Source organism: Ohtaekwangia sp., from assembly GCF_036786105.1.
Classification (GTDB): domain Bacteria; phylum Bacteroidota; class Bacteroidia; order Cytophagales; family Cyclobacteriaceae; genus Ohtaekwangia.
On the sequence record NZ_DAIQRQ010000106.1, the window covers coordinates 1 to 9,272 of the forward strand.

5 protein-coding genes are annotated in these 9,272 nt (G+C 48.5%); all 5 read right to left on the bottom strand.

The annotated features are described in order from the left end of the window. Window positions 1–192: 192 nt before the first annotated feature. The gene (locus V7Q33_RS22725) at window positions 193–2,562 is read right to left on the bottom strand and encodes an ABC transporter permease (RefSeq protein ID WP_333821400.1); all 2,370 of its coding nucleotides are present in this window, start codon (window positions 2,560–2,562) and stop codon (window positions 193–195) included. Window positions 2,563–2,702: 140 nt separating this feature from the next. Continuing rightward, window positions 2,703–4,826, bottom strand: coding sequence for a sensor histidine kinase (locus V7Q33_RS22730; protein WP_333821402.1), 2,124 nt, complete (start codon window positions 4,824–4,826; stop codon window positions 2,703–2,705). 22 nt (window positions 4,827–4,848) lie between these two features. After that, on the bottom strand, window positions 4,849–6,450 hold the full coding sequence (locus tag V7Q33_RS22735; RefSeq protein WP_333821403.1) for a tetratricopeptide repeat protein: 1,602 nt from the start codon (window positions 6,448–6,450) through the stop codon (window positions 4,849–4,851). A gap of 7 nt (window positions 6,451–6,457) precedes the next feature. Continuing rightward, window positions 6,458–7,390 (bottom strand): PorP/SprF family type IX secretion system membrane protein, encoded by a 933-nt coding sequence (locus V7Q33_RS22740; protein WP_333821404.1) that lies wholly within the window; start codon window positions 7,388–7,390, stop codon window positions 6,458–6,460. Between the two features lies 1 nt (window position 7,391). After that, a partial coding sequence (locus tag V7Q33_RS22745) for an HYR domain-containing protein (RefSeq protein ID WP_333821405.1) occupies window positions 7,392–9,272 on the bottom strand: 1,881 nt, incomplete at its 5' end.

The window sequence follows — 9,272 nt, forward strand, 5'->3', positions numbered from 1 at the left end:
ATCTTTCGCGCGTACACTTTACTATGAAAAGCAGATTGAAATGCCGCGTGAGTTTGACCAACTACATCGCAGCACAAGGAACTACGCGAAAGCCTCGTAACATGTTATTCATTGCTTTCGATGCATGATGTTCTGTGACGATTTTGATAAACCTGATCAGGTGGTATATATATAGGTTACACCGGGAAATATTTACTCATGCCGTAAAGAATTTACCGGGTTGGAATGGGCAGCTCGCAGTGCCTGCGTGCTTACGATCAGTAATGCAAAGACAAGGGCAATGGCTCCTGTAGCCGGAAATATCCACCAGGCAATTTCTGTCCGGATTGTATAGCGTTCGAGGTAGCTGTTCATGGCCCACCACGACAAGGGTGCCCAGATTACGAAGGCGATGATAACCAGAATAGAAAAATCGCGGTTGATGAGACTCACCACGCTGGATACCGATGCGCCCAAAACCTTACGGATGCCGATTTCTTTGGTACGTTGCTCGGCCGTAAAAGAAGCGAGTCCAAACAATCCGAGCCCGGTAATAACAATGGCAAGTATAGCAAACAGGCTGGCGAGGCGGCTGGTCAGGTTAATGGTGGTGAATTTTTTCTGAAACTCCACATCTACGAAAGTATATTCAAAGGGATAGGCCGGACCATATTTCTTAAATACGTTTTCAATCTTCTTCAATGAGCCTTGCAGATCCTGCGTCGGCTTTAACCGGATCGTTACGGAGCCCCACCAGTCATCGAGCACAGCAAACATAGGCTTTACTTCTTCATAAGGAGAACCCATGAGCACGTCATCGCAAACGCCAATGAGCTTGTATTTCTTTCCCCACAATTCCAGCTCTGTACCGATAGGATCTTTCAGGCCCATAACCTTGATGGCAGCTTTATTGACAACAATGGCCAGACTATCGGATTTGAAGTCTTCCGAAAAATCGCGGCCTTCTATCATTTTCACGCCCATGGTTTTGGCCCAGTCGTAGTCGGTAACAATGGTGGTGAAGATCACTTTCAATTCTTCCGGTTTTCCGGGCCATCCTAAAAAGTTATTGGAGTTGATGTCGGTAATAGCACTGTTGGCACGCACCAGCGACTCCACAGCACCGGTAGCGAGGAGCTCCACTTTGAGATGTTGCATGTTGTCGTGATAATCTTTGTTGAGCGGAATGGTGATGAGGTTTTCCTGCGAGTAACCGATATCGCGGCCTTTGGCAAGCTGAATCTGGTTATAGATTACAAACATGGATATGATCAGGAAAATGGAGAAGCCAAACTGAATTGTAACGAGAATCTTCCGCGGCAGGCTGGCACCTTTACCGATAGTAGGCTTGCCCTTCAGCACTTTTACCGGTTGGAATCCCGACAGGTAGAAGGCGGGATAGCTTCCGGCAATAACACCGGTAAAGAATATCAGTCCTAATGAAAAAATCCAGAACTCTTTGCTGGTATAGTCTATAAATAATTTCTTATCAACGAGGGTGTTGTAGTAGGGCAGCAATAACTGCGCGGCAACAACAGCGATGACAAATGAAATGAATGCAATGAGTATAGATTCGCCAAGGAACTGCAATACCAGTTCGCGTCTGCGCGAGCCAACACTTTTCCGCACACCCACTTCGCGTGCTCTGCGTTCGCTTCTTGCTGTCGCTAAGTTCATGAAGTTAATGCATGCAATCACAATGATGAACACCGCGATGATGGTAAAGAGCTGCACGTAGTCGCTCATGCCGCCTTGCTCTACACCGTTTTCAAAATTGGAATATAGCCTCCAGCGGAGGAGCGGGTATAGAAAGAACTCGTGTTTTATCTCCTTGTCTTCGCCATGTTGGGCAAGCATGCTGCGGATGCTGTTTTCAACAGCTGCTTTGTTTTTCGCATCGTTGAGCTCCACAAATACCTGGAAAGAATAGTTGCCCCAGTTGGTTTCATTTCGTCTCAGCCACTCGCTCGTGTTATGCCAATGCTTGTAGGGTAAAAGAAAATCGAACTGGAAGGATGAATTGGAAGGAATGTCTTTCAGTATACCGGCAACTTTAAGATCAAACTGATTGTCGACCCGGATGATCTTGTTCATGGCATCTTCATTACCGAAGAACGCTTTTGCTGTAGATTCAGTAATAACAATGTTGCTGGCATCATCCAGTACTTGTTCGGCATTGCCTGCGATGAGCGGGAACTGGAACATTTCAAGAAACTCTTCACCCACATTGAAGCCCCGCTTATTCATACGCTTATCATCCGATACGGCCAGCAGATGGTCGCCACCCCAATCGACAACCGCTGCATGCACGATGTTGGCATCAGCAGGCTTCATCGCATCGCCTGTGGGAAGAGGAACAGAAGTCCACGAGTTTATACGCCCATCGAAATAGGCATTTACCCATACCTGGTATAGCCGGTCTGCTTTGGGATGAAATTTATCGAATGAAGTCTCATCGGCTACCCAAAGGATAATGAGGATGGAACAGGTAATGCCGATGCCAAGACCGGCGATGTTTATAAAAGAATAGAAACCGTTCTTCCGGAGGTTTCTGAAAGTTACGACCAGGTAATTTTTAAGCATGGCGGTATACGGTTATGTCAATAGGATACTTGATTATAAAAAAAGGTTACAACGGGAATGGCGAATAATTATCTATTGAACGACCACGCAGGCATGCGAAGGTTGCCTGAATGTACTTAAAAATTATACACGTAATTGTGTCAGACCGGTTCGTTGAGAACGGCCTGACCTGACTTCCGTGTATTTAACCTGGCTGTGTTGGCATGTACAGGAAGCTGAACCGTGAACTCGGTATACTCACCGGGTACTGACTCAAGTGAAATATTTCCTTCAAGGGCCTGCACGGATTTTTGCACGATATATAGTCCCAGCCCGTTGCCTTTGGAATCAGCATGCCCTTTAAAGAACATGTCGAAGAGGCGGTGCTGAATGGTGGCGTCTACACCCATACCATTATCCCGAATGCTGAACCGAACTTCGTCTCCTTGTATAAGTGCCTTGAAGATGACGCGCGAACCTTCGCCACCATAGATGAGTGCATTCTCTACGAGGTTGGTGATTACTACCTCTACCAGGTTGGGATAGGAATAAAAAACGAGATCGGCCGGACAATGCACCTCAAACGTTACACGTCTTTCTTCAATAATGTTGCGATAGCGGTTATGTACATTCTCTACCATACTAAGCAGCGTGATGGATGAATAGCCTGTAGGTTGATTGATCTCGCTGATGATGCTCAGTTTTTTCAGAAGCTTGTCCATGCCCTCGGTGGTATTGACTACGCGTTGTACAAGTTCTTTCGGCTCACCATTGGAAAGGTGAAGGGCGATGTTGCAAAGCCCGATGATCGAGCAGACGGGTGAGCGCAGGTCGTGCGAGGCCCGGTAGAGAAATGTGTCGAGTTCGCGGTTTGCCTCGGCAAGCAATTTCGTACGATCTTCAACAATGGCTTCCAGGTTTTCATTTACGCGCTTCACCTCCTGGTTCGCTACCAGCAAGTCTTTCTTCTGCTGGCGCAGGCGATTGCTAAACCTGATCAGCAATACGATCAATATGCCGAACACCAGCGCCACCAACGAAATGAGAAAGAGCTGTCTGCGGAAAGCCTGCTGTTCCTGCAAGCGCCTGGCCTCACTTTCAGAGAGTTTGTTTTCCAGCTGTTGAAAATCAAAATACTTTTCTTTCAAACTGTTTATGATCTGCCGGTAGTCGCTCAGGTTTTTATAAAAACGACTTTCATTTTCAGCCAGCAATTGTTCCAACGCCATCAGGTCGTTAAAGACCATGGCCCGTGTGTTTTCATCGAGGTTGGTAAAACCTCTTTGCAGCTTTTGATCAATGATGTGAATCTTTTCATCAAACTCGGTTCGCTGCGTGCGCAGACCCTGGCCTTCTGCCCGGGCTTGCTTCAACAGGTTCCGGATGTCTTCGCTTACAAATGAGGAGTCGGAGATCTTACCCATAAAGACATTGCGGTCATGGCGCAGTGAATCTTCAAGCTGTGTTACCAGTTGGTTGAACTTGCTATCCAGCCTGGCACGGGTGGCAGCGTCCATATTCTTCATAGACACATTCTTGAAGATTGCGTAAAATACCGTGAGCGACTGAATGGAGTCGAGGCGGTCTATATCAAAATTCCTGAAGTAGTCTTTATTTACGGCCTGGTCTGCAGCGGCCGTGTTCTCCCGCGCACTGGCCACCGGTGTTTGTTCCTGGGGTATAGCAGCCACCGGCTTTATAAACTCTACAGTAAGCAGAGCTTCACTGTTAGTCTGCTGCTGGAAGTCTATCACGTTGTAACCTTTTACGGTGAATTGATCCGCGCCGGTAATTTTTTCATCGAGCGCGATCGGCAACTCCAGCTTGCCCTCGGCGGTGCTGGTATATTGGGCGGTCTTCTTTCCCCGGAACGTTACCGCTGCGTTGGCCACCGGACCCGTATTACGGTCTCTTACCGTAAGCGTTACTACCTGGTAATTCTTTTTGCGTATTACAATTTCGAGAATGCTTTTGCTCAGGTTCCAGGCGGCTGGCTCAAGCTGTTCATTTTTTATTTTGAGTGTTTTGATGGGCAGCTCTGCTTCCAGCAATTCGGTGAACACTTCACCTTTATCGCCCGTAGAGAAAAAAGGTTTGCCGTTGATGGATACTTCTACATTCTTCATGGGCTTTAATCGCTCATCAAATGTTTTTACCTGGATCAGTTGTTTTACCTGTGCCAGGGCGGGTGCATGCGCCAGCAGGGCGGCCAATAAAACAACAACTCCGTATAGCAGGGGCTTAACGTTATGTGCTGTGCGTGGAAGTAATGAAGAGCCTTTCATATCATCTCGATCGCTATATTTCTTAAAAAGTGTCTTTTACAAATACAATTTCATGGGCGCTGACCTGCCGCTGGTGTTTGGGTATTTCCAATACAACGAAGCTTTCCTTGCCGTCATCTGTTACCACCCGTATTACATATTCGCTAAAATAAGGTACGGTCACGGAAAAGTTGCCTTTGCTGTCTGTCCTGCTTTCATACACGGTGGTGTTGCGCAGTTTATCAATAAGATATACTCGCACGTGAGGCAGCAATGCCAGCGCAGACGAGTCGCTCCAGGCATGTTCTTTCATCTTTACCACACCGGCAATCGTTACCGGGTATGTCTGGATGTCCATCTCCACTTCGTAAAGGTCATCGTTGTAGCCTCCGCTTCTCCGGTTCGATGAAAAGTAGCCGTGCGTATCAAGCGAATCGACCACCATACCAAAATCATCGTAGCTGGTGTTGATGGGATAACCGGCGTTGCGCGGTTCGCTGTAGCCATCGGCTGTGATGGCAGTTTCAAAGATGTCGAAGCCGCCCATGCCGGGGTGGCCGTTGGATGCAAAGTATAGCGTTCGGTTTTGGTGGAGAAATGGAAACGCTTCGTCATAAGGTGTGTTCACCGTTTCGCCCAGGTTTTCGGGCTGTGTCCACTTGTCGTCTACAAAGGTTGACTTATATAAATCCCGGCCGCCCAGGCCGCCTCCCATGTCAGACGAGAAGTAAAGCACCTTTCCATCTTCGCTGATGGTGGGATCGCTGATGGAGTGATACTTGCTGTTGTACGGAAAGGGTGTACTCTCCGTCCACGCACCGTTTTTCCATTCGGCAAAAAATAACTGCAGGCTTCTGCGTCCGCCATTACCGGTTTCGTGAGCGGATGCCACAAACACCATCTTTTGTTCCTTATCGTAAAAGGCCACCGGCCCTGCATTGAGCTTTGAAGCGAGTTCTTTACTGAAAAGTGTTGCTTTATCGTATTGATGACCAGTCTTGCTACCGCTACCCGGAAGCACGCGGGCTGAATATATCTTGTAGAAAGGTGCGTTCATGGAGGCATTCACTTTCTCTACCAGCTCGGCCTCTTTCCGGTTCGACATAAACACAATCCTGTTCCTATAGGGCACGGCACAAAGCTCTCCGTATGCCGTATTCAACGACAGCGGACGTACAGTTATATGTGCGGAGTCTTCGTACAGGTATTGAATGTTGCTGAGGCGCCATACTTTGCGCATGGCCAGTTCATCATCTTTTTTGTTGGCGAGGTGTTTCTGGTAATACTCAATGGCAGTTTTATAGTTGCCTGTGGCGGCCTGCACTTCTGCATAAAAATAGGTATCGCTCCACGGCAAAGATCGCTTTTCCTGCAGGTAACGTTCGTAATAAGAAACAGCTTTGGTATATTCTTTCAGGGAATAATAGCAGCGGGCTACGCGCAACTGCACATCGGGATTGCGCCTGGCGGCCTCCATGTATAGTTTCAGGGCGTTGAGGTAATCTTTATCCTTATAGTATTTGTCGCCCAGGTTTATATCGTTTCTGAACAACCCGAAAACGGTTTGCTGGCCGCGCGCCACGCTCAACGCAGCAAGCAGCAAAAGTAGCAAAAGCGGCAGCACTATATTTCGGAGGTTGATCATACTACACTTATCTCGGCGAGGCCACCTTGGTTTCTACAAATTTAAAAAGATACTGCACCATCAGTTCATGCGATCCATTGGCCAGCCTTGCTACGCTGCCGATGGCGTGATCGTACGCATAGCCGATCTGGAACTGCGGTGTGATTTGTGCCTTCAATAAAAAATCCACCGACTCCTGCTTTCGGTACGATAGCCCGAGTGTTAACACGTTGCGGTAGATCATGTTGATGTTCACATCAAACGAAAAGGGAAGCCCCGGAAAATATTTTAACAGGATGGACGGTTCATACTCGATGCTCTCGTTTTGCCTGACGCGGTATTTGGAAAACAAAAAATAGTTCGTGCGGCTCAGGCGCACCGATAGCGTATCAGCCAGGTTGATAGTCTCCGGCAATAGTTGAGGTGCCGAAAAACCAACGTGCAACCTCGGACTCCTGAAATAAACACCTGCACCAAAATCAAAGAAAGTCTCGGATACATTGGCATATAGCCGGGGGTCGTTGGTGACACCGCCAATCAATGAGGCATAATCTGAACGTGTATTATGCATACCTGCCTGCAAACCAAAGGAGAGGAACGACTGCTTGCCGGTTTGCAAGTGATAAGCATAGTCGGTTAGCGCGCTCAGATTTTTATGCACGCCATATTGATCGTTCACCAATGTAGCACCCAGCCCGAAATGTTTTTTCTTGAACAGTGTGTGGCCCGTTAATGTCTGCGTGGTGGGAGCATCATCAACACCCGTCCATTGGGCGCGGTGAATGAACGTAAGACTCAGTGCTTCATCCGCACCGGCATACGCGGGATTGATGACGAGGTTGTTGAACATGTATTGACTGAACTGCACCTTTTGCTGCGCTATACCGGGTTGACATACCAGCAACAGCAAGGCTGCGAGTAATGCGGAGTATAAAAAATGATCTCGTATCGCTCTCCCCATATTATCGCAGCAGTTCAAAAAATCCACTCTTCTTCAAATGTTTCTCCAGGAAATTCACTTCAATCACATAGTAATACGTGCCGCTGGGTACCTGAACGCCATTCGTATTCATGCCGTTCCACGATATAGTTGTGTTGTTGTATCCGTTAGCCTGGTAGATCACGCTTCCCCAACGATCGAGGATGAGTACTTTGTTCCGGTTAAACTTTTCGATGCGGGCAATGATCCACTCATCATTTTGTCCGTCACCGTCCGGTGTCACTACCTTGGTCACTTCAATATCGAGATCTTCATACGATACGATTACATTGAACGTACAGGTTGCCGTTGTACCCGCATCGTTTGATGCAGTATATGTTACCGGGGTTGTGCCCACCGGGAAGATATCGCCGGGTTGATGCGAGCTGGTCATCGTTAGCGGACCACATCGTGTGGAGGCCGTGGGAGGTTCCCAGGTCACAACTACCTCACCGCTTTCGCCAGCCTTTGCCGATACATCGGCCGGGCAACCTTCGATAGAAGGCACTTCACCATTGCGCACCTTTACATTGAATTGACAAACCGAAACATTGCCATGGATGTCGGTTGCAGTATAGATCACTTCCGTGATGCCGGTGTCGAACCTGTTGCCGGGCTGATGTGTGCTGGTTACGCTGGCCACTCCACAGTTGTCGGAAGCAATGGGTGGTGTCCAGTTTACTACGGCCCCACATGAATTGTCTGATGCTACCGACAGATCGCCGGGGCAATTTTTGAAAACGGGTAATGTGGTGTCATTCACGGTAACAGTAAACGAGCATGTAGTGCGGTTTCCCGAAATATCAGTAGCTGTATACGTCACCGTTGTTGTGCCTTCCGCGAAGAAATCTCCGGGCGCGTGATCAGATGTAATGCTTACAGTTCCCGAACAATTATCGCTGGCGGTGGGTGGCGTCCAGCGCACATGCGCGCCGCAGGCATTGTCATCCGCGAAAGCGGTAATGTTGCCGGGACAATTACTGAATACCGGTGCAATGGCATCGCCGGCGATCACGTGGAAAGAGCAAGTCGTAACATTGCCGGCACCATCAGTGGCCGTGTACGTAACGGTGGTGCTACCGGTCGGGAAAGCATCGCCTGGATTGTGCGTACTGGTGAGTGTTGCCGAACAGTTATCGCTTGCCGTTGGTGGCGTCCACGTGGCAATGGCCTGACATGTAGCATCGGTAGTTAAATTGATATCGGCCGGACATCCGGTAATAACAGGCGCAGTGTTGTCATTCACGGTTACCGTGAACGAACAGGTTGCTGAATTTCCGGCAGCATCCTGTGCCGTATAGGTTACAGTAGTGATACCGATCGGGAATGGATCGCCCGGATTAAAGTTGCTGGTAAGTACGGGTGCTGCTGTACAGTTATCAATAACAACCGGCATGGTCCACGACCCGGTAGCTGTGCATGATGATGGATCTGTAGTGAGAACCATGTTCGCAGGACAAACGGTGAACACGGGATCAGTATCATCAGTCACCGTAATGGTGAATGAACAAGTTTCTTTGTTACCGCTTGCATCGGTAGCTTCATACGTAACGATATGTATACCGGCAGCGAATGTTGAGCCGGGTGTATGGGTTGCCGTTACCACCGGTGACGTATCGCAGTTATCACTTACCGTGGGTGGGGTCCAGGTCACGACTGCGTTGCACGATGTGGTGCTGGTAGTAGCAGCTATATCATTGGGGCAATTGGTAAATACCGGCTTGGTTACATCGTTTACCGTTACCGTAAAGGAACACGTTTGTTTGTTGCCCGCGGCATCCGTTGCTTCGTATGTCACAGTGTGAACACCCAATGAAAAAGTTGAACCCGGTGCGTTTGTAGTTGTTACTACAGGCGATGCATC